Origin of the sequence: Halorhabdus sp. BNX81, assembly GCF_029229925.1 — an archaeon.
Lineage (GTDB): Archaea > Halobacteriota > Halobacteria > Halobacteriales > Haloarculaceae > Halorhabdus.
The window spans coordinates 540788-562408 of record NZ_CP107254.1; the positions used below are offsets into that span (position 1 = coordinate 540788).

14 protein-coding genes are annotated in these 21621 nt (G+C 61.4%); 7 read left to right on the forward strand and 7 right to left on the reverse strand.

Features of this window, described 5'->3' with window-relative positions; genetic code table 11:
- The first annotated feature begins 75 nt into the window (after positions 1–75).
- Complete coding sequence (locus HBNXHr_RS02625; RefSeq protein ID WP_275883060.1) at positions 76–1251, forward strand: glycosyltransferase family 4 protein; 1176 nt, start codon at positions 76–78, stop codon at positions 1249–1251.
- Here the strand turns inward: HBNXHr_RS02625 and HBNXHr_RS02630 are convergent.
- On the reverse strand, positions 1233–1781 hold the full coding sequence (locus HBNXHr_RS02630; RefSeq protein ID WP_275883061.1) for a glycosyltransferase: 549 nt from the start codon (positions 1779–1781) through the stop codon (positions 1233–1235). The genes HBNXHr_RS02625 and HBNXHr_RS02630 overlap by 19 nt on opposite strands.
- 24 nt (positions 1782–1805) lie before the next feature.
- Between HBNXHr_RS02630 and HBNXHr_RS02635 the strand changes: the two genes are divergently transcribed.
- Complete coding sequence (locus HBNXHr_RS02635) at positions 1806–2198, forward strand: hypothetical protein (protein ID WP_275883062.1); 393 nt, start codon at positions 1806–1808, stop codon at positions 2196–2198.
- 98 nt (positions 2199–2296) lie between these two features.
- Here HBNXHr_RS02635 and HBNXHr_RS02640 read toward each other — a convergent pair whose 3' ends face one another.
- A complete protein-coding gene (locus HBNXHr_RS02640; protein ID WP_275883063.1) occupies positions 2297–3559 on the reverse strand; it encodes a sulfatase in 1263 nt (420 codons plus the stop codon).
- Positions 3560–3757: 198 nt separating this feature from the next.
- Here HBNXHr_RS02640 and HBNXHr_RS02645 point away from each other — a divergent pair, with 198 nt between their 5' ends.
- On the forward strand, positions 3758–4882 hold the full coding sequence (locus tag HBNXHr_RS02645; RefSeq protein WP_275883693.1) for a glycosyltransferase family 4 protein: 1125 nt from the start codon (positions 3758–3760) through the stop codon (positions 4880–4882).
- Positions 4883–4937: 55 nt separating this feature from the next.
- On the forward strand, positions 4938–6482 hold the full coding sequence (locus HBNXHr_RS02650) for an alkaline phosphatase family protein (RefSeq protein WP_275883064.1): 1545 nt from the start codon (positions 4938–4940) through the stop codon (positions 6480–6482).
- Here the strand turns inward: HBNXHr_RS02650 and HBNXHr_RS02655 are convergent.
- Positions 6470–7318: a polysaccharide deacetylase family protein gene (locus HBNXHr_RS02655; RefSeq protein ID WP_275883065.1), complete on the reverse strand. Its 849-nt coding sequence runs from the start codon at positions 7316–7318 to the stop codon at positions 6470–6472. The two genes, HBNXHr_RS02650 and HBNXHr_RS02655, sit on opposite strands and share 13 nt — an antisense overlap.
- Positions 7319–7333: 15 nt before the next feature.
- Entirely contained in the window at positions 7334–8677 is a 1344-nt protein-coding gene (locus tag HBNXHr_RS02660) for a glycosyltransferase family 2 protein (protein WP_275739219.1), read from the reverse strand.
- Positions 8678–9407: 730 nt separating this feature from the next.
- Between HBNXHr_RS02660 and HBNXHr_RS02665 the strand changes: the two genes are divergently transcribed.
- The 3 genes from HBNXHr_RS02665 to HBNXHr_RS02675 all read left to right on the forward strand — a co-directional run bounded on the left by HBNXHr_RS02665 (position 9408) and on the right by HBNXHr_RS02675 (position 14461).
- Positions 9408–10490: a DUF1616 domain-containing protein gene (locus HBNXHr_RS02665; RefSeq protein WP_275883066.1), complete on the forward strand. Its 1083-nt coding sequence runs from the start codon at positions 9408–9410 to the stop codon at positions 10488–10490.
- A 180-nt stretch (positions 10491–10670) separates the two neighbouring features.
- Complete coding sequence (locus HBNXHr_RS02670) at positions 10671–13238, forward strand: hypothetical protein (protein WP_275883067.1); 2568 nt, start codon at positions 10671–10673, stop codon at positions 13236–13238.
- A gap of 95 nt (positions 13239–13333) precedes the next feature.
- Positions 13334–14461: an ORC1-type DNA replication protein gene (locus tag HBNXHr_RS02675; RefSeq protein WP_275739225.1), complete on the forward strand. Its 1128-nt coding sequence runs from the start codon at positions 13334–13336 to the stop codon at positions 14459–14461.
- A 47-nt stretch (positions 14462–14508) separates the two neighbouring features.
- On the opposite strand, the gene HBNXHr_RS02680 is transcribed toward HBNXHr_RS02675, so the two are convergent.
- The 3 genes from HBNXHr_RS02680 to malA all read right to left on the reverse strand — a co-directional run bounded on the left by HBNXHr_RS02680 (position 14509) and on the right by malA (position 21577).
- Positions 14509–14796, reverse strand: coding sequence for a hypothetical protein (locus tag HBNXHr_RS02680; RefSeq protein WP_275883068.1), 288 nt, complete (start codon positions 14794–14796; stop codon positions 14509–14511).
- A gap of 107 nt (positions 14797–14903) precedes the next feature.
- Entirely contained in the window at positions 14904–19424 is a 4521-nt protein-coding gene (locus HBNXHr_RS02685; RefSeq protein ID WP_275883069.1) for a glycoside hydrolase family 15 protein, read from the reverse strand.
- A 140-nt stretch (positions 19425–19564) separates the two neighbouring features.
- On the reverse strand, positions 19565–21577 hold the full coding sequence (gene malA / locus HBNXHr_RS02690; RefSeq protein ID WP_275883070.1) for an alpha-amylase MalA: 2013 nt from the start codon (positions 21575–21577) through the stop codon (positions 19565–19567).
- Between the last annotated feature and the right edge of the window lie 44 nt (positions 21578–21621).

The following is a 21621-nucleotide window of genomic DNA, read 5'->3' on the forward strand; positions in this document are numbered from 1 at the left end:
CCGTTGTTCAATATCGTCCGGGAGCAAGAGGAAGAGTTACAGTCATTGAATCTACCTTTTTGATTGAGTGGTTCCATGAACGTCGCATTCGTCACCGCTGAATACCCGCCGAAGAATATTGGGGGTGCGGGCATCAGCAGCAAACTCATCGTCGATGAACTACGGCGGCAGGATGTCTCTACTGACGTCTTTGTTCTCAACGGGGACGACCGGCAAGTGAACCGGATCTCATCAAACCGGTACGAACATCCAAGCGGTGGGGCCTATCCCGTTCCCGAGGAGATCGGGGAGAACCTGAGCGTCCTTCATACACTTTCAGACTTGGCGGAGTATGATGTCGTTCATTCCTATAACACCGGTCATCTTCCCGCCGTCGTCGCACGCGCTTCCCCGCCAGTCGTAGCCACCATCAACAACCACATGTGGGTCTGTGTCGACCCGACACAGTTTTTGAAAGACGGGTGTCCACCGTCAAATCCGCGGCAAGTGTATCGATATGCGGGGACGGCCGGCTATTCCGGGATCCGACGGATCGGGCGGGTTGGCCTTGAGTACCTCGGTCGGTCCATGGCGAAACGGGCCGATGCGATCACTGTTCAAAACGAGGGTATGAAACACGTTCTCAGCCGGTGTGGCTACGCTGTGGATACCATCTCCGTCATTCCCAATTTAGTCGATCCCCAGTTCTTCGTCGAGAACGATGGGACGGAGGCCGACGAGAAGCGGACACTCGTCTTTTTGGGACGACTCGTCGAAAACAAAGGTCCAGTGCACGCGGCGAACGCCTTCGTTGATCTTCCCCGGGACATTCATCGCAACTGGGAATTTCACATCTACGGGCAGGGCCCACAAGCGTCCACAATCGAACGACTGATTGACACCAGCCCGGCGGAGGTCGATATCGAGCTCAAATACTCGCCATACCCGGAATTACCCGCTGTGTATCGGAGTGCAGATGCCCTCTTTCATGCTTCGCGATACACTGAACCCTTCTCACGGACGTGGTTAGAGGCGATGGCGTCGAACACGCCGATCATCTGTTCGAGGAATCCGAGCTCGGAAGCAGTCTTGTCCGACGTGGCAGTGCTGTATGACCTCTTCGACGAGGGTGAGCCACAAGCGACGTTGGCCGACGTATTGAGGCGAGACGACCTTCAGCGCCTCGCGCGGAAGGGGAGAGAACTGATCGAACGCTATCGACCTGCCGTCGTTTGCACCGAGTATATCGACCTCTACGAGGACGTGATCTGATTTTCGCCATTTTGGGATCGCCCGGCATAGACGGTTGTCGTGCGACCGGCGACCGATTCCCAGGAGAACTGCCGGGACGTCTGGGCGAATGCATCTATGACGCGCCTCTGGACCTCCCGCTCGGAGTCGAACTTTCGAATTCGATCGGCCACTGCGCTCCCATCCCTCTCGGCTAGAAAGGCGTCTTCACACTCGATCATGTGCCGGAACGCGGGACAATCCGTCACGATCGCCGGGACGTGCCAGCTAAGCGTGTGGCTGAGTATTCCGGACATCGACGTATGGTGTTCGTAGGCGAGCACTACCACGTCCGCCTCCTGAAATGCTTCGAATAAGGTTTCCTCCGGGACGAACTCCGTAACCCATTCGATCCGGTCGTTGACTCCAAGCTGGTCGGCTATGGACCGGATTTCGCGAAAATATTCCTCGTTCCCGATGCCCCCGACGATTCTCAGTTCGACGTTCTCGATGGACGGGAGTGCACTTATCACAACCTCGTGTCCCTTTATGGGGCGAATCCCGCCTGGCAAGAGGATCGTGTCGATCTCCCGTGGATGTCGATCGACGTTGTCGCGTGCGACGACTCCGTGTTCGATAACGGTCACTTTCGGGTGGTGTCGCTTCCAGATCAGTTGCTTTCGACCGTCCGTATGTACGATGACTGTATCGACAAAGCAGTACAGCAGTTGATGATACAGGAACAGCAGCGTTGGGGCAGGGAGGTTGTCGAAGCGTTCGTGTTGTGTCATTACGACCCGGGTCCGCAACAGGATGCAGATACCCAACAGCAGCGGGAACGAGAGCAGATATCGACCGAAGGCGTACTGCACGTGGACGACATCGCGCCTGAACAGATTGCTGAGCAGCGTTCGATTCAACAGCGCGATCCCGCTTCCTCGGAGATGAATCGGCTCGTTGTCCCACGGGACGACTGCAACGTCGCATGAGTTGCGGAGCTTTGGAACGAGAGCCCGGCTGTAGGTTGCCAACCCGCCATTCCGATTCCAGGGGGAGATAAACGTAACTGTCGGTGGCTCGCCAGTCATTATTTATACCCGAGCGCTTCGAGTCGTCGCTCGATGTTTCCATCAACGTTTTCAGACGGACGCTTCCCATCGCCAGTCTCCCGTCGGATCCGCTCTTGGACGTGCGTTTCAAGTTCGGAACGCAATCCCTGATCGGCACAGTCCGCGTACTCGACGGCATTGGACCCACAGTCACGCTCGCACCTGCAGGTTTCCTGGTGTGTCCGTACCGCATATCGCTTGAGATGGCTGTGATTGTCTTCCCCCTGAACCTGAAGAAAGACGGGCCGATCCCCGTCTCGGTCCGCAAGCGCTGATTCTCCCGGGAGATCGGCGTCCCTTCCAATCATATCCAGTATCGTGGCTGCGATATCAAGTGTACTCGTCGGCGCTTCGAGCACGCTGGCTTTGTTCCCGGGCGGTTGCACGATCATCGGCACGTGTGTGAGTTCGTCATGCAAATACCGGGGATGCCCATAGCACCCATGTTCCCCGAAGGCCTCCCCGTGATCGGCTGTGATGAGGACGATCGCATCCTCCAGTAGCTCACGCTCCCGAAGCGACGCTAAAAACCGTCCGATATATTCGTCGTTGTATTTTATCTCCCCATCATATAGGTCAATCAAAAGGCGTTGCTCATCGTCAGTGATCGATTCCGGGTCGTTGATAGCTCGCTTGTAGAGACGTTGTGCTTCCCGTCCGGAGATCTCACGGTCGGCGTACAGCGTTGCGTATTCCGCTGGTGGATTATACGGTCCGTGTGTGTCCAGGTAGTGGTTCCAGAGGAAAAACGGCTCCCCGGTATCGATGGAGTCGAGCCACGCAAGCGCCCGTCGATTGATTTCTTCCGCTCGCGCGTAATGCCGGTTCCGGAGCTTATCAAGTGCCCGCTGAGCGAGCGCAATGATTTTGTGTTGTCCCAGGTAAAGGTCGTCGTCAAACGTGTCGAATCCCCGGTCGAAGTTGTAGGACCGAGACAGGTATGGATTCGAGTGAAAGCCGGCGGTTGCATACCCGTGTTCCGAGAGCCTCGATGCGATCGTATTCGACACGAGGTGGTATTTCGAATCGATCGCGACATCCGGGTACTGGCCGGTCATCAACGCGGGGACTGCTTCTCGGGTGTGGGAACTCACGCTATACGCGTTCCTGAACCGCACCGATCCCTGTGCAAACTCGTCGAGTTCCGGCGTGGTGTTTCGTCTGTACCCATAGCAGCCGAGGTGATCTGCTCTGAGAGCGTCACATGATATGAGTATCACGTTGTTCGAGGACCCGGTCATTTGAACTATCCTATTGTTGGTTGTGTGATTTATTTGTTCTTTTTGATTTAGGAGAATTCAGTATGGCTCTTTTATCTGGCCCCACTATCCCGGCTGCAACGCAGAGGAGGCATCGCCCCGATCTTGACAAGTTACTGTACTTTCATAGGGTATATCAAACAGTGCTGAAATACTGTACGTACTCAGATGCGCATCCTGATGATCAACAAGCGCCCGCCCTATCGGAACACGGGCGCCGAGAAGGTATTATGGGGGATCGCCCGGAAACTGGTTGAGGCGGGCCATTCCGTGACGATTTTTTGTCCGACCCCTGCAGACCGGGAGAGCGAAACACATCCCGAAATCGACTTCCGATATGTGTCTACAGGCGGTGGCCCGGACAGAAGCATGATCGAATTCTTCCTGAAAGGCCCCCGGACGTATCCATCGGTATACCGCGACGTTTCTCCGGATCTCGTCTACGACAATCCATCGCCGTTTCCGTTCCACCTTGCCCACCTCTATGGGGACGCCCAGCGAATTACAAAGCTGCATGGGATCTATCGACGTCTCGCGTTCTCCTGTAAGGATCATCCGCTGGTGAAGGTCGGCACAGCTGTCGGTGATGAACTGTATCGGCTCTTTCGCGGTGAAGTTATCACGACAAACTCACTCTCGACAGCCCACCGAGCCAGACAGGTCTTTACTACTGACTCGAATCGTATCATCGCGAATCCGATCGGTATCGACGCTGCTGAATATACGTTCTCGATCCGATCCGATGAGAAACACGTGCTGAGTCTCTCGGAATTGCGCACCAGAAAACAGATCAACGTGCTCCTCAGGGCGTGGAAATACGTTGAGTCGGCCCACCCGGACGCCAGATTGACCGTCGCCGGTGACGGCCAGCAGCGGGACTCCCTCGAACGATTGGCAACCGACCTTGATTTGGAAACCGTCACTTTCGAGGGATGGGTCACGGAGGAACGAAAGCACGAACTGTTGGCGTCCGCAGCGATTTATGCGCTTCCGACGCTCTACGAGGGGTTCGGGTTGGCTAATCTCGAAGCGATGGCGTCCGGTTGTGCTGTCGTGAGCACTGATACATGGGGGGTCCGGGATTATCTTCGGGATGGGGAAAACGGGCGGCTCGTCCCGACAAAAGACCCGCCAGCGCTCGCGACGGTCATTGATTCATTACTGAGTGAGCCTGCACAGATCGAACGACTCGCAACCGCCGGCCGCGAGACTGCGGCCGAATATTCGATGGCGGAGAGCATTACTCGGGAAGTCCGACTCCTCGAACAGATTCACGAAGACGGAGATATGTTCGCCGAAGCGTGATCGCCTGGGTGATGAACCGGATGGGTTTTTAATTTAGGCCGATAATGGGTTCGTAATGACACGTACAGTTGTCATCGGGCTGGATGGCTCCAACTGGCCGCTCGTCCAGCCCTGGATCGATGCGGGTCGACTCCCGAACTTCGCCACCCTACAAAGCGAGGGGTGCCACGGCATTTCCCGCTCGCATCTCCCCCCGGTAACCTGCCCGAACTGGAAGTGCTACGCTTCGGGCAAGAACCCAGGTAGGCTCGGCGTTTACTGGTGGGAACGCATTGACACGGAGGATCAGGCGATGCAGCTTCCGGATGCAACGGACTTCATTGCTCCGGAGATCTGGGACTACCTCAATGACGAAAACGAAACAGCCGGGGTCATCAACCTCCCGATGTCCTACCCACCGCGGGACATAGATGCATTCATGATCGCCGGCGGTCCCCGATCGAGGGAGCAACACTACACGATACCCGAGACCTTGGAGGCGGAGATCGAAGAGCGGTTCGACTATCGCGTCCATCCCGAGAACGTACTGACGACGAACGAAAACGCGGACGCGGAAGTCGAGATGGTCTATGACTTACTGCGGACGCGGCTCCGTACGGCACGGACACTCCTCGAAGAACGCGACCTCGAGTTTCTTCACGTCACACTCTTTCATCTCAACGTTCTCCAGCATTACTTCTGGGACGCACAGGAGACCAGGCGGGCCTACGAGATCATCGACGAAGAACTGGAACCGTTTCTCGACGGTGAGTACAATCTCGTCCTGCTGTCGGACCACGGGTGTACCGATATCGATACCGTCTTTTACGTCAATACGTGGCTTGCGGAACACGGGTATCTTTCGACAAAAACCAGCGTATCGTCCAGACTTCACGATGCGGGTCTCACACAGGAACGCATCGCGAACATTATCCGAACGGTAAACCTCGAAAAGTACATCCGGCCGCTCGTTCCACGGTCGATCATCGAGCGATTCCCGACCGACGACGGCGTCGTTCGTGAAGCGAAACTCAACATGGTGGACTGGGGGAATACAACGGCGATCGGTAGCGGCCAGGGACTGATCTACGTGGTCGCGGACACCGACCGGGAACGGGAACGTATTCTCTCCGACCTGGAAGCGGAGCTATCGGCTGCCACGGCGTTGAACGGGGAAGCGATCACACGGGCGGTTCACCGCCGAGAGGATGTCTATGAAGGTCCGCACGTAGAGACGGCCCCGGACCTGATCTTCGATCAGCGCCCCGGCGTTCACACCAGTGAGGCGATGGGGCGGGACGAAGTCATGTCCGAGCCGACGAATTGGCGTGGCGAGAACGTCCCGGATGGCATGGTTCTGTTCCACGGTGAGGATATTCAGGCGGGTGAACTCGATCCGGTCCGGATAACGGACATCGCGCCGACGATCCTTCACTGGATGGGGCACCCTGTGCCAACCGACATGGACGGTGGGGTCGTGGATGCCGTGTTTACACCCGACAGTGACCCTGGAACACGTGATGTCACGCACCGTCCGCCGTTGCGTACCCAGGACGGGGCAAGCGAAGCGCTCACCGACGACGTGGAGGACCGGCTAGCGCAGATCGGCTATCTGGAGTAGTCGGTCCCGTTCGGCTGTAAGCTATCCGCAAGTCCGTCGAGTGTTTCGAAGGCATACCCGGCCTGTCTACTGCGTCGGAGAAATCGATCCAGCAGCTCGAACCCATGGTCGTTCCGCGCATAGATCGTCTTGTACAGCGGTGACAGCTCGCTGTAGGAGGGGGGCGTCACCAGGTCGTGCATGTGAACGTTGAAGATCAGCGTCCGCGGTGGCCTGCGTTCGAGGAGTACGGCAAACGGTTTGCCGAGGACTCGGACGTACGAAAGGGCCGTCGGGATCCGAACGGAATCAGCGTATACCGTAAACGGGATCTCGACGAGTCCAACGTCGGGGAGTACATGCGGTCGGGTCGGGAGATCGGTGTTGTCGAAGTGATTCGGCCGCCACGACGGAAACACACTCGCATCGAACCGGTACCCGTGGTCGGCCAACAGTTCATAATCGGCCGGTGTGATGTTCCCGTTCGGAAACCGATAGCCAGTCGGTTGCTCCCCGAAGAACTCCACGTAGCGCTCCGTACTTCGTGTGAGTTCCGTGCCGATCGATGTTTCCGACCGTGGTCTGTGCGTGTGGGAATGTGGGTGAAACGCCACCTCGGTTTGACTCGTCTGTAAGGTCTCAACCACGTCCGGCTTGACCTGGAGGAGTTCGGTCTGGACGAACGTTGTCAGCGGGACTCCGTGTGTTTCGAGCAAGTCAACGAGCCGATCAACGTGTTCGACGGCTCCATACCGGTTCTCCGATAGCGCCGTGCCGAAATCGCACTCGAAATCGAGCGTCAGATAGACTGTCTGTTCGTGTGGCCAGTCGCGAAGGTCACGCTCAGTCTCACTCATATCGTCTCGGTGCGTTTAATCGAGGTGCTGGTTCAGCGAGTGTAAGATAATCGCCGTAAATGAAGCGAAGACGCCTGCCAATCCGAAGAACACGGATGCGATTGCGATCCCCATCGGAAACGTTCCGGTGGCGATATAGTTCGAGAATGTCCAGTAGCCGAACCCGATGCCAAGCAGCGACAGACAGAATCCGGGGATCCCCAGAATCGTCACCGGCCGGTCCTGCTCGATGGTCCGTAGAATGTTCATCACGAGCGTGATCCCATGTGAAATCGGGTTGATGTTGCTCGCGTCTTCGACGTCGTAGTTCACCTCGGCCCCCGCTTCTTCGATATCGAAGTTATTGTGGTGGGCATGGTACAGGATGTCCGTACTTGCACTCATCGTGTCGCCGATATCGTCAGCGTCCGCCAGGCTGTCGATCGCGACGCCTGAATACAGCCGGAACCCGCTCTGGGTATCCGTGATCCAGGACGCCGGTCGAACCACGCCCAGGCTCAGGTTTGTCAATATGTTTACGACGCCGAGTCCGAAGCGCCGGTATAGCGGCGCATCGGTCCAGCCTCCGTCGGAAAATCGACTGCCGATGACGATTTCCGCGTCGGTTGCCTGTTGTGTTTCGACCAGCGCCGGAATCTCCTCCGGGTCGTGCTGTCCGTCGGCATCGACGATCACGAGCGAGTCAGCGTTTACTCGCGACGCGTTCTCGAAAATCGTCTTCAGCGCGCCACCGTAACCCTGGTTGGTTTCGTGTTCGATAACTGTCGCCCCGGCGCTGTCCGCCCGTTCCACCGTTCGATCGTCGCTTCCATCGTCGACGACGAGTACGTCATCGGCGTTTGGTTGTGCATTCGCGACCACATCGGCGATCGCCTGTTGTTCATTGTAGGCCGGGATTCCGACCAGAACGTGTGGCTCAGGGGGGAGCGGCGGTTCGTATGACGCTTCGATAACATAGTCTGCTCCGGTCTGCAGTCGTTGGGCACTTCTCTCGAAGTCAATCCTGTATTCGAGATCATCTTTGAGCAGGACTCCAGGATAGCCCGTCGTCCGTGCAAACAACGTAACGAGGTCGACAGGGTCCGCATCTGCTCGTTTCTCCGGTTGGATCACTGGCACCTCGAGTTGGGCAATGATGTCCTTGATCAGGTCAGGAATCGTTACCGAGGAGTAGATAATCACGTCGTGGTTTGCCTGCTGGGCCCGTAGAATTGAGCCGGCAAGCCGGTCCAGGTCGGTGGTCTTCCTGAATTGAATGCCAACAACGGGGCTGTCAGTCGTTGTCTGTTCCTGGGAGAAGGTATCGACGATCGAATCGGGGCTCCCCGCTTCGTGCTCGGATATATCCTGGAATTTCATTGTTTCTCGTGTGCAGTCACTGGGGTCTCTGTTTTCGGACACCGCCTTTTGATAATATTGACAAATATACCGCTTTAGAAAGGCGACTGGTCGACCCAACTGCCCCGCGACGATCTACTGGCAACACGATGTCATTGATTCGGTCTTGCGTTGCTGGCTGTTGGTACTGTTTTCCGAGCAGCAGCCGGGTTTCACTTGGCTTGTGTTGCCCGATACTTCTCCCGTAAACAACCGATAATGGCTCTCTCTGACCGACTCTCGGCGTCAGGGGTGCACGACATTGTGACCGACTGAACGTCGGATCTCGAGTTGAGCGGGGAGACCAACTCATTGACGATATGTTAGTAATGAATGTATTTAGTACTTGTTCTATAGTGGGGTATTTGCCAGAATACACATACTCTAATTTCACGTGATAGGACTTGTATACGAAATATGCCAATATCGGATTTAAATATCAATTCGTCTATTTGGGGGATGGGCGCAAACGATCGCTTGCATGTCAACCGAGGGACTACGTCGGCTTGATGGGCCGATCACGTTTCGGCGTCCGGGGTCACTGATCGGCACGCTTCGTCCCGATTCCTGTCCGATCAACTGCATCTCGAACGCGATCAATCCGCTCTCATACGTTACAGGATCTCACAATGTGGGCCGCTGGTCGGTTCGTTCAGTTCCGGGTAGCCGGACAACCGACCATCTTATTTACGTTCACCGAGTTCCTTCCGGTATGGTATCACGTTCGGACTGGCGGTTACTACTGCCCGAGCGAGTCCGACGCCTTCCGTTCGATCTGGCGTTCGTCTTTACGTCCGTCGTCGCGGTCAACGTGGTTGTCTTTCTCCCCTTTCTGCGGGAGACACCACTCGTTGTGTTCGGGGTTCCGTTTGTTCTGTTTGTTCCCGGGTACGCGTTCATCGCGGCACTGTTCCCGGAACGTAGTCAGCGGCCTGCGGAGGGGAGGGCCGAGACGCCGGACGGATCTCGATCCACGACTGACCGGGGGATCGACGGAATCGAACGTGTCGTCCTCTCCGTTGGATTGAGTACCGCGGCCGTTCCGCTGCTCGCACTCGTGCTCAACGTTACGCCGTTCGGAATCCGTCCCGTTCCGATCATGGTGACAGTCAGCCTGTTCACTGTCGTGATGACAATCATCGCCGCGTACCGACGCCGGAAGCTTCCACAGGAGCAACGCCTTCGAGTCCCGTACCGCCAGTGGACCGAGCTGGCCAGAACGGAACTGTTCGCTCCCGACAGTCGGACTGACGCCGCGTTGAACGTCCTCCTTATCGTGAGCATTCTGCTCGCGACAGCCAGTGTCGCCTACGCCGTCGCCGTCCCCAAACAGGGCGACGGGTTCACTGCAACGTATTTGCTCACGGAATCCGACGACGGCGACCTCGTCGCCGACAATTACCCGACGAACTTCACGGTCGGCGAGCCACAGTCACTGATCGTCGGTGTCTCCAACCACGAACACGAACGGACCGACTATACGGTCGTGGTGGAACTCCAGAACGTGACGCTGCTCACGAACGAGTCGGCCCAGGTCGATCGGATCCGACAGAATGCGACTCGATCGGGTGCCGTGTCGATCCACGTGGATCGGACCGTCGAACTCGACCGATTCACAGTCCCGCTCTCTCACAACGAGACCTGGCACCACGAGCACGCGGTCACGCCTCCGTTCGCCGGGGACGACCTTCGGCTGACCTATCTGGTGTATCGCGGCGATCCACCGGCAGATCCATCGACGAAGTCGGCCTATCGGTGGCTCGCACTTCGGGTCGATGCCGCCCCTGACACGTAGCGAGCGCACGCCCACCCGAGGGGTGGAGACCGTCAAACCGCGTGTGCGGTTGCTCCCCGACGCTACACAGCTATCCGCTCCATACCCAACGTCTATGTAGACCGAAATCTTGTTAATTGATAATGAGGATACTATGTCCGGATCAGTGACTGTCGGGTGTCCATCCACGGGGTATCGAACATGAGCGTACTCAAACAAGTTGCTACCGTCGTCGTGGCGATCGTGATGGTCCTCTCGATCGCCGGGGCGAGCGCCGCCTTCGCGGTCAATGGGACGATTCTGAACAGCGATCACATCGCCGGGACGTTCGAGGACGAGGGTGTCTACGAATCGGTGGCGGCGGACGGCCGCGAGCGGATCAGCGGGGACCTAGACGACACGTTCGAACAACGAGCCGACGATATTCCGGCGGGGATCACCTTCGATATCGACGGTCAAGCCGCCGCCGAGGCGGCACTGACGGAGGCGTACGTCGCCGGGGAGTTCGCCACCAACATCGACCAGTTGCTCGCCTATCTGAAGGGTGACACCGCGAAGCTCTCCCTCCAGGTCGACCTGGTTCCGGTCAAAGAGTCGCTGGGCGAGTACGTCGCGAACGACACCATCACCGTCGACACGGTCGCCCTGGCGAACGAACGGGGGATCAACGTGACGACGGCCGGGGTGACGGTCGACAGCGAGCTGCTCGCCCGGCTGAACGAAGACCGGGCGGGCTACGAACAGACCCGGATCCAACTCCGATCACAGGCTGTCGAGGGGGCGGACGTTCCGGTCTCTCTCGATGCCAACGGATCTGTCGTAGTCGATACTGCCACGTTCCTTCGACAAACGGCGTTCGACGCGGAACAGGACGGTGTCACGGTCGACACCGCGATGCTCCTCCGGATGAATGCAAACCAGTCCGGGTACGCCCACGCCCGGGTCGATATTCGATCCCAAGCACTCCGACAGACGGATATTCCCATGACAATCGCCGACGACGGCAGCGTTGCGGTCAATACAGTCAATATCAGCCAGGAGGTTACTTTCACGTCGAGTCAGGACGATGTGGCGATCGACGACGGGATGATCGCCCGGCTGAACGCAAACCAGTCCGGGTACGACGCCGTTCGTGTCGAGGTCCGCTCACAGGCACTTACGGCGTTCCCCGTCGACGTCGACGGCAACGGCACGGTCGTCGTCGAGACGGTCGACATCGCCCGGGAGATCGATTTCGAGTCCGACACTGCCGACATCGACGTCACTAACGACATGATCGAGCGGCTGAACGACGGGTCGGACGGATACGCGGCGGTCCGGTCGGACATCCGTGACCAGGTCCGGGACGAACTGCCACCGATGGCGACGTCCGCTCAGGTCGATTCCGCCCTGCGGGAGATCAATACCGAACTCACGGCGAGTGCGACCAGCCAGGCCCGTACTGACTACGGGGATAACGTCACCGAAGAGACGCTCGATGACATTATCGCGTTGCAGAACACGGTCATCGATGGGCTGACCGATCCCGATCTCACCGACTACGACGACTATGCAACCCGACGCGACGACAACGAAGCCACGCTTTCGGATTCGTTCGGTCGCGAACTCGACGATGGGCTCCGGGAGGCCAACGACGCGATCAAGACGGACGCCGCCGAGCAGGCCCGTACTGACTACGGGGACTCAGTCTCGAACGAGACGCTTGGTGACATCGTTGCCCTCCAGAATACAGTCATCGACGGCTTGACCGACCCTGATCTTGCGGACTACGAGGCGTACGCAAACCAGCGCGATGCCGACGAGACTGCCCTGGAGGAATCCCTCACCACTGAGTTAGAAGACCGGCTCGGAGATGTCAACGAAGAGATCAAGGCGGACGCTGCCGCGGAGGTCCAATCCGAGTACGGGGACGACGTCTCCGCGGAGACGCTGGCAAACATCACCGCATTGCAACATACCGTCATCGACGGGCTCACGCGACCAAATCGGACGTACGACGAGTACGCAAGCCAGCGTGACGCCGACGAAGCTGCCCTGGCGGCTTCGTTCGACCGTGAACTCGACGACAAACTCAGAGACGCCGGGACAGAGGTCAAAGAAGATGCCGCAGATCGGATCCGGAATGAGTACGGCGATGACGTGTCAGGGGACACCCTCGATGATGTCATCGCGCTGCAAAACACAGTCGTCGATGGATTGACTGACCCTGATCTCACGTACGACGCGTACGCCAGCCAGCGTGACGACGCCGAGGCTGCCCTGGAAGCGTCACTCGCCGCCGAACTTCGCAACCGGATCGACGACCAGGTCGACGATCGCATCGCACTCGGGAACGTCACCGGCGAGGGGGCCGACGCGCTCTCGACTGTCCGGAGTGGCGTCGGATTGGTCGGCTCGCTCGGACTCGTCCTGGGACTCCTCTTTTTGGCACTGGTCGGCGTCGTCTACGCCGTCACCCGATCGATCCATCGGACGGTCTCGACGGCGGGGTATTCACTGCTGGTCGCCGGCATTGTCGGCGTTGCCGTCGGGATCCTCGCGAACGCTCCGGTACTGGATCTCGTCGATACCGCCCTCGAATCGTCCGAGGACGAGCTGTCCGGCACCGGCGTCGGCGAGGCGATCCGAAGCATCATCGAGAGCCTGTTCGGTGCGCTGACGATGCAATCGGCCGTGCTTGCAATCGTCGGCGTCGTGCTCGTCGCGTTCGTCCTCGCCGACAGGCGTGGCAATCTCGAGGCACTGAAAGAGCGGGCGCGCGGTTCCTGACCCCTCGCTTTTGAAGCACCGTCTCCGTCCCGAATACACCCCTTCCGGAACCCACCCGCCAAGAGTTAAGTAGCGTCCGGGGCGTCCTGCAAACGATGACCGACGACCCCGAGGAGGGGATGCTCTCCTGGGACGAATCCGTCTTCCGGGACGAGCACGTCTTCGAGATCGACTACGTCCCCGAGACGTTTCGCCACCGCGAGAGCCAGATGGAGAGCCTGAAATACGCCCTCCGGCCCGCGGTGCGTGGTTCCCGCCCGCTGAACGTCATCGCTCGGGGCCCGCCGGGGACGGGCAAGACGACGGCGGTCCAGAAACTCTACGGCGAACTCGGCTCCCAGACGGACGTCCGGGTCGCCCGCGTCAACTGTCAGGTCGACTCGACGCGGTATGCGGTGTTCTCGCGGCTCTTCGAGAGCGTCTTCGAGTACGAACCGCCGGCCAGTGGTATCTCCTTCAAGAAACTGTTCGGCCAGATCACCGAGAAACTCGTCGACGAGGGGGAGGTCCTGGCCGTCGCACTGGACGACGTCAACTATCTCTTCTACGAGGGGGAGGCCTCGGATACGCTCTATTCGCTCCTTCGCGCCCACGAGGCCCACTCCGGGGCGAAGATCGGCGTGGTCGTCGTTTCCTCGGACCTGGATCTGGACGTTATCGAGGAATTGGACGGGCGCGTCCAGAGTGTCTTCCGCCCGGAGGAAGTCTACTTTCCGAAATACGACGAGCCCGAAATCGTCGATATCCTCGACGAACGCGTCGAGCGCGGGTTCCACGAAGGCGTCGTCGACGCGCCGATTCTGGATCGCGTGGCCGAACTCACCGCCGAGCAGGGCGGGGACCTCCGGGTCGGCATCGACCTGTTGCGCCGGGCGGGGCTGAACGCCGAGATGCGTGCGAGCAAACACATCGAGGGAGAGGACGTCGAGGCGGCCTTCGAGAAATCCAAGCACGTCCACCTCTCCCGGCACCTCACGGGCCTCTCCGACAGCGAGCGTACCCTGCTGGCGGTGATCGCCGATCACGAGGGCGAACTCGCGGGCGACGTCTACGAGACTTTCAACGAGGAGACTGATCTCGGGTACACCCGGTATTCGGAGATCATCAACAAACTCGATCAACTCGGACTGATCGAGACCAGCTATACGAGCGTCGATGGCCGCGGGCGCTCGCGTGAACTTTCCCTACAGTACGAACCGGACGCCATCAAAGATCGGTTATAGCCCACGACCGCTCTCCGGAGGGGCCGTCGGCTGTTGGTCGTCCCGTCTCAGTCCTCTACCGCAACGTCGACAGGGCTGTCAGTCTCTTCGGGTGCGTCGATGGCGACCTCGGGTTGCTCATCCTCGTCAGTGAGTGCCCAGGCGAGCACCGAAACGACGATCGACACCACGATGCTCGCGATCACGAGCCGACCGATCGATCGACCGTCGTCGGCGTCGGCAGCCTCGTCCGCGACGGTCGCTTCGGGTTCCGGTTCGTTCTCGTTGGCCATGCCGGGGCCGATTCTCGCGTTGTCGAGGTGGACCTCGAACAGTGTCAGGTTTTCTAGTACCATATCGACACTTCGCCCGGGACTGGTATATACCTGCCGTGCGCGACGCACGTGCGCCGGTGGCGTGTCGACGACCGAACTGATCGGAAAGCGTGCGGGCCGGCCCCCGCTCAGATTCGGAGCCGGCGGACTGCTGTCGTTGCGTCGCTGAGGGAGTCGTCGCTCGCGGCGGCGACGATCAGTCGGCTCTCGCCGTGGTCTACGTCAAGCGTCCCCTCGAAGGTCCCATCTTCGACCCGGATGCGCGTCGAATCCACCGGGCTCTTGACTGCCACTACCTGCCCGTCGGTCTCGCCGAAGACCTCGATACTGTTGCCGCGAAACGTCGTTTCGACCCGCAGGTCGGGACGCTCGGCGTCGTGTAGGCCCCGCTCGCGGAATCGGTCGGCGACGACTTCGGGCGTCTCGACGGGTTTGCCGGCGTCGATACCGTGGGCCAGCCGGACGTACTGGGCCATCGCCCAGGCCAGCGGCGTCGCCGACCCGGTCCCTTCGCCGAACTCCCAGCCGTAGTCGGTTTCGACATCCCGGTCCCAGACCTGCTCGGCGATCATCCGCCCCTCGTTGGCGAAGGTGGCCATCGCCCGCAGGCACCCTGCCGCGCCGAGGTCCGTCTCGGTATGGAGCTCGAACTCGCCGCGTTCGCCCGTCAACAGCGGCCATAGCCGCCCCTTCCCCGAGTGCTCGACCGACCAGGGGGCACCCTTATCACCCCGTTCGCGCTCGCCGTAGCCGTCGCCGTTGTACCGATAGAACCCGGCGGCCTCGCCCACGTCGACGCGGATCGTGTCGTCGACTTCCACGAGTGAGTTCCCGATCACGGGATCGTCGGCGGGCGTGATGCCCAACCGGACGAGCTCCAGAAAGCCGGCGTCGAGGACGTCGCGTTCGTCCAGTGTGGGTCCGTCGTTGGCCAGCGTCCGGAGGTAGCCGGCGTCCGGGTCGCCGTCGGCCGTCACCCGCACGTAGTACGGTGTCGTCGTGTGCCGATCCGTCCCGGTCGTCGTCGCGGTCCAGGAGTCGACCGACCTCGCCCACTCGTCGGCGACCGCCTGCCAGACCAGCGCGTCGGCGTCGTGATCAGTCTCGGCAGCGAGCTGACTCGCACAGGTCAACCCGGCGATCTCGGCTGCGATCGACGACGGCGAGTATCCCGACTCTTCCTCCCAACGTTCCTGGGCGGAGTCGGGGCCGTTGCGGGCGACGTAGTCGGCCGACCGGGCAACGTTGACGTAGTCGTAATCGGTGTCGGCAAAGCCGATCCCCTGGTTGGCGAGCTGGTAGGCCATCACCTGCGGGAACGAGATGTTGTCCATCTGTTCGCCACCCCACCGCGTCCGCCCGTCGACGTAGGTGTTCTGGGGGATAAAACCACGTTCGTCCTGCTGGTACTCGTAGATGTACTCGAGTTGGGCCTGGGCGATATCGAGCGCACCGACGGCCTCGAAGACGGTGAACACCTGATAGAGATCCCGTGACCACACGAAGTTGTAGCCGTACCCTTTCGGTTCGTCGGCGGGGACGGCCTCGCCCCAGGGAACCGATGGCGAGGCGATCGACGCGCCGTGGAAGGTCTTGTCCTCGACGGCGTAGAGACTCATCAGCGACGTGCGGTACTGGGCGGCAAGCGTCTCGTCGTCCGCGACGGCCCCGGGGAGGGGCTTGTCCGCCACGAAAGTCCGCCAGGTGTCGTCGTAGGCCGTGCCGACGGTCCCGAAGCCGCGTTCGAGCGCGCCAGTGGCCTCACCGAGCGCGGCAGCCGTATCCGCGTGCCGGGCGAATCCGAGTGCGATCGTCCCGGCCGTTCGGGTGCCGGTCCCCAACCGGCCAACCAGGACGACGTTCTCGCCGTCGACAGTCTCTCGGGCCGGCGGTAACTCGCCGTCACGGTACAGCGCCCGGAGTTCCTCGCTGCCGGCCGTGGCGACTGTCGCCCACTCGAAGCGACTTGCCGCTGCCATCGCGATCGCCACCGAGTACGCCTCCCCATCGGCGTCAGCCAACAGCGTGCCGTCGGTCTCGCCGGTGTAACCCGTCGGATCGCGGGCGACCAGGTGATGGTCGCCCCGGTTGCCGAGTCTGATCCCCCGGTCGGCCACGGCCGTATTGGTGAGTGCGACGTCCGTGACTGCGTAAATCTCGTATTCGGTGTCGTCGGTCGCCTCGAACGACACGTCGGCGACGAGGGCGTCGTGGCTGGGATCGGTGACGTACTCGACGGTGAGTTCCCAGGTATGGCCCTGGCCGTTGCCCCCCTCCTCGAAGACGTGACGGAACCGAAGTGATTCGTCGTCTATCGGCTCGACGCGTCGTTCTAGGGTGTCTTCGGAGCGACGGTCCTCTTTGTGGGTTCGGATCGTGTATTCGCCGTCCGCCGACCGGACCAGGAAATCAAGCGTCCGGACGTTCATGAGGTCGACCCGCGGGAATCGCACTTCCGTGAGGGCTCCGCGGGTGAGTGTCGACCAGACGCGCGAGGGGTCGGCGGTATCGTGGTCGGCCGCGGTCACCAGCCCGAGTTTCTCGCCGGTCGTCCAGGTGGGTTGTTCGTCCGGTCCCTCGATCGCCGTTCGGGCCGGGAGTGCGGCCTGGTCGTCGAGCAGCGCTGTTGTGTGCAACCGCAATGCGTGTGCCCATCCCAGCGGTGCGGCGCTGTCGAGGTCGCCGCTGTCGAAGACCTGTTCGGCGAGGTAGCCCGCTTCCGTCGTTAGTGCCCCGTCCTCGTCGAGTAGCTCGTAGAGCTCGGCCGCCTGGTCGAGGAAGCGATCACCGTCCCGGTCGTGCGCGTCGAGCAGGACGGCCAGTTTCGCGGCGGCCACCGCCCCCCAACTCGTCGAGACCGACCAGATCTTCTCGTGGCCCTGGTCGTCACGACGCCACTGATCGCCTTCGTACCGGGCCAGACCAGCGACCGGACTCCCGTCAGGATCCCGATACAGCGTCCCGATCGTCGTCTCGACGTGAGTTTCGAGGCGATCGACCAACTCCTCGCCCAGGATCGTCCCCTCGACGTGATCGTACGCGTCGACCGCCTCGACCAGCGCCAGCCCGGCGCTATCGAGCCGACGGTCGGGTTCGGCGTCGTCCAGCCGCATCACGTAGGCCCCCATCTCGTCGTCCCAGAGAGTCGAGAGCCCGGACAACACCGCTTCGGCTCCACTCAGTGCCCGCTCGCGGATCGGCTTTCGAATCGGTGCTCTGGCGACTGACGACAGCGCCTCGATATAGGTGGCCGCCGTGTGGAGTGACTGCCCGGTGGCGTCCTCCCAGAGTGTCTGACAGGGAGATGGCAACCCGTTGTCGTCGATGTCCCGCACCAGCGCGTCGACGGCTTCGACGATCGTTTCTCGGATGGAAACGGTCACGTCGTCCTCGAGGTCGCCCTGGCGCTCTCGAAGCAGCGTTGCCAGGAACGCCGTCACGGAGGCGGTCTGGTCGGCCTGGTACTCCAGGGACTCGTCGTTGTGTTCGACGTTCGCGTTCGCCCAGCCCGGTGCTAGCGAGCCGTCCGAGGCCCAGACGCGGTGGGGCCAGGTCCCGTCGGGAAGTTGCTGGCGGCACTGAAAGCGGGCGCTGCGCTGGAGTGCGTCGAGAACGTCCATCTGGAGGCGGTCCCCGGCCGCAAGCAGTCGGCGAGCGATCTCGGCGTCGTCACGGAACCAAACGTAGCCATAGCCTCCTGAATTGGCGAAGAACGTGTCGAACTCCGGGGCTGCGATGTGGCCCCCGTCTTTCGCTTCGAGCAGGTCAAGCACTCGCATGTCCGTCCGAACCAGCGACGAACGGGGCGTCTCCTGGGGCACGGTGACGAAGGTGCGGTCGCGGGCCGCTTCCCGGAGGGCGTCAGCGCTCGCGTGCTCGCGCGCACAATTGCGGAGATCCGCAAGCGCCGTCCCCCGGTTGATCTCGGCGTGATCGGAGAGCTGGCTCACCAGCGTCGTCCGGTTGCTCCGGCCGGCCCGTTTGAGGGGTGCACTCACCAGGAAGTCCCCGCTGAGGCGGGTCTGGTCGTAGGCCTGTGTCGCCGTCCCGCGCGGGAACGAAACCGGCTCATCCCCCAGGATCTCCTCGAACTGCTCGGGGCGCTGGCCCTTGATCGATTCGAGCCCCGTCGAGGCCGCCAGGTAATCGTGTTCGCGCCGGTGATAGACTTCCAGCGCCCGCGTGCCGTCGGGCCCGCCGTCGTCGTGGATCAACGCTCCGACGCCCCCCTCCTTGCCTTCCGGGGCCAGCGTGAGGAAGGCGACCAGGCTGGCCGCTTCCGGGACGGCACCCCGAAGTTCGACGTGGGTGACGTGGGCCCGCCCGAGTGTCAGGTCGTACTGGTGGACGGTGTAGGCACCCGCGTCGTATTCCGTCTCGACGAGCCTGGTGTCCCGGTAGTAATGCTGGCGGATCGTCTCCAGGTCGTCGAACCACTGGACGCCCTCCGCCGTTTCGATCCCAAGCCGCGAGCGATCGAGGCCGTACAGCCCCGACAGCGGCGAGGAGTAATCCCGTATCGATCCGTCCGGCTGGACGTGGACCAATCGGTCCTCGTACCCCGAAAAGGATCCGTCGATGGTCTTGCTCTCGTCGGGAAAACGCCCGCTTTCCCCCTTGTATTCGTTGAGCGCCGTCTTCAGCCGCATGCCTACCTACAACGTACAGGCGCAGATAAACTTGCCACTCTGTTTAACTGACGTTTCCATTCGAATATACGTCCCACGTCGGTCCGCGGCGGCAACTGGCCCCCGACTGGTCGTCCACCCAGTGGCCACACAGCGCTCCGTTACGCCAGGACTGTGTCCGGGTCCGCCGGGATCACGGCGACGGTGTCGACCGTCAGCCCCCCGGCTGTCCCGATCGACCGTCCGGAGACGGCGTCGCGTGTCCCGGTGGCCGCTGGCAGGGCAACTGTCGCTGTCCCGGAGCCAAAGTGCAACACGACGGCGACCGCGTCGTCGGTATGGACGCGTCCGAACGCGACGACACGATCAGCGTCGCCATCCTTGATGTCGTACTCGACTCGCTTGAAGTCCCCCTCGGGGCCGAGTGCCGGTTCCTCACGGCGGGTCGTCGCCAACTGCCGGACGAACGATTGCAGCGCCTCGTCGGTGTGATCCCAGGCGAGGTCGTCGCGCTTGCCGCGCTGGCCGAACTCCTGGCCGGCGTACAGCATCGGTGCCCCGGGAAGCGTAAAGAGTGCGCCCGCGGCGGCTGCGGCGGCCGCCCGGCCACACTCGACGATGTAGCGCGTCTCGTCGTGGTTTTCGGCATAGAGCATGAAGCCGGCGTGGGGTGGGAATCCGATCTCCGCACGCTCGTCGACGGCGTCGAGGATCTCTTCCGCCGGCGCGCCGTTCCCGACTCGTCGGAGAGCGGCGTAGGTCGTCGAGTCGAAGTGCATGTCGAAACACCCGCCCTGGAAATCCGGGATGTACGGGATCGTCTCGTCGAGTAGCAGGAAGTCGTCGTCGATCGCCTTCGCCCGGTCGTGGACCTCCCGCCAGAAGGTGTTCGGGACGGCCCACGCCATGTCGATCCGGAAGCCATCGACCAGCGGTGCCCACTGATCGATCGCGTCAAGGAGGTGCCGGCGGACCGGCAGGTGGGTGAAATCGAAGTTCGCGATGTGTTCCCACTCGAAGTACGTCTCTGGCTCGCCGGGGCCGCGCCACTCGTACCACTCGTGATACTCGCTGTCGGGATCGGCGACGGCCGCCTGGAAGTGGGGATGAGTCCGCGCCGAGTGGTTGCACACGAGGTCGAACAACACCGCGATCCCGCGGTCGTGGGCCGCTTCGACCAACCGCTCGTAGTCCGACCGTGTCCCCAGATCCGCGGCGATCGAGAAGAAATCCGTGATGTTGTACCCGTGGGGCGCGTGATCGTTCTCCAGGACTGGCGTCAGCCACAACGTATTGACGCCCAGCGACTCGATGTGGTCCAGGCGATCGATGATCGCGTCGAACGCGGACCGCTCGTCGCTTCCAGCACCCTCCCCGTCATCGTCCGCGTTCTGGCCCGCGAAGGTTCGGACGTAGATCTCATAGATGACCGCGTCTTCGGCCCACGCCGGCGGATCGTACAGATGGCTCGCGGAGACATCGCCAGCCGAACTCACCGCCGTTCCCGTCGCCTCGCCGCGCGCGAACTCGACGGCGTCGGGGACGCTGTAGCCGGTGTCCCCGACCGAAACAGCGTGCACCCGGAGTCGATCGCCGATTCCAGCCAGGGGAACTCGGAGTTCGGTGTCCGCGATGGCGACCGCATCCCGGCCGACGGCGTCCCGATCGTCGAGCAGAAACTCCACGTCGAGATCGGACGGCGTTTCCGTCCCGTCGGGATGGGGGATCGGCGTGGCCCGGACGACGGCTTGTGCGCCCTCGATGGCGGGTTCGAGCCGAACGCGCGGTCGGCCGCCGTCGCCAGTCGGGACCGAGACGCCGCCACTCCCGGACCCCCTGCTCACGCCCGACCGGCCGCTGGCGCCCTCGCCGCTCTCGAAGCCGCTTTGGCCGGCCGAAACGCCTGATTCGCCCCCGGTCGCCGGCGCGCGTGACGAACCGAACGCACGAACGGTGAGTTCGTGGCCGCCGTCCGGTGCCGAGAGGTGGACGACGTAGGTCCCTTCCACGTCGGGTTCGAGGTGCTCGACGGCGGCGTCACCGACGGTTACTGTCGATCCGTCCGGTCGGTTCGCTACCGTCCAGGCGTAGGCCGCATCCGGGTCGGGATCGCGGGGGGCGAGTTCGATCGCCTCGCCAACGGCGACGAAGCGAGGTGGGCCAGGGTGGTGCATCCTACCTCGTAGCTAGATGACAGACGCCTTTGTCCTTGTGGTGG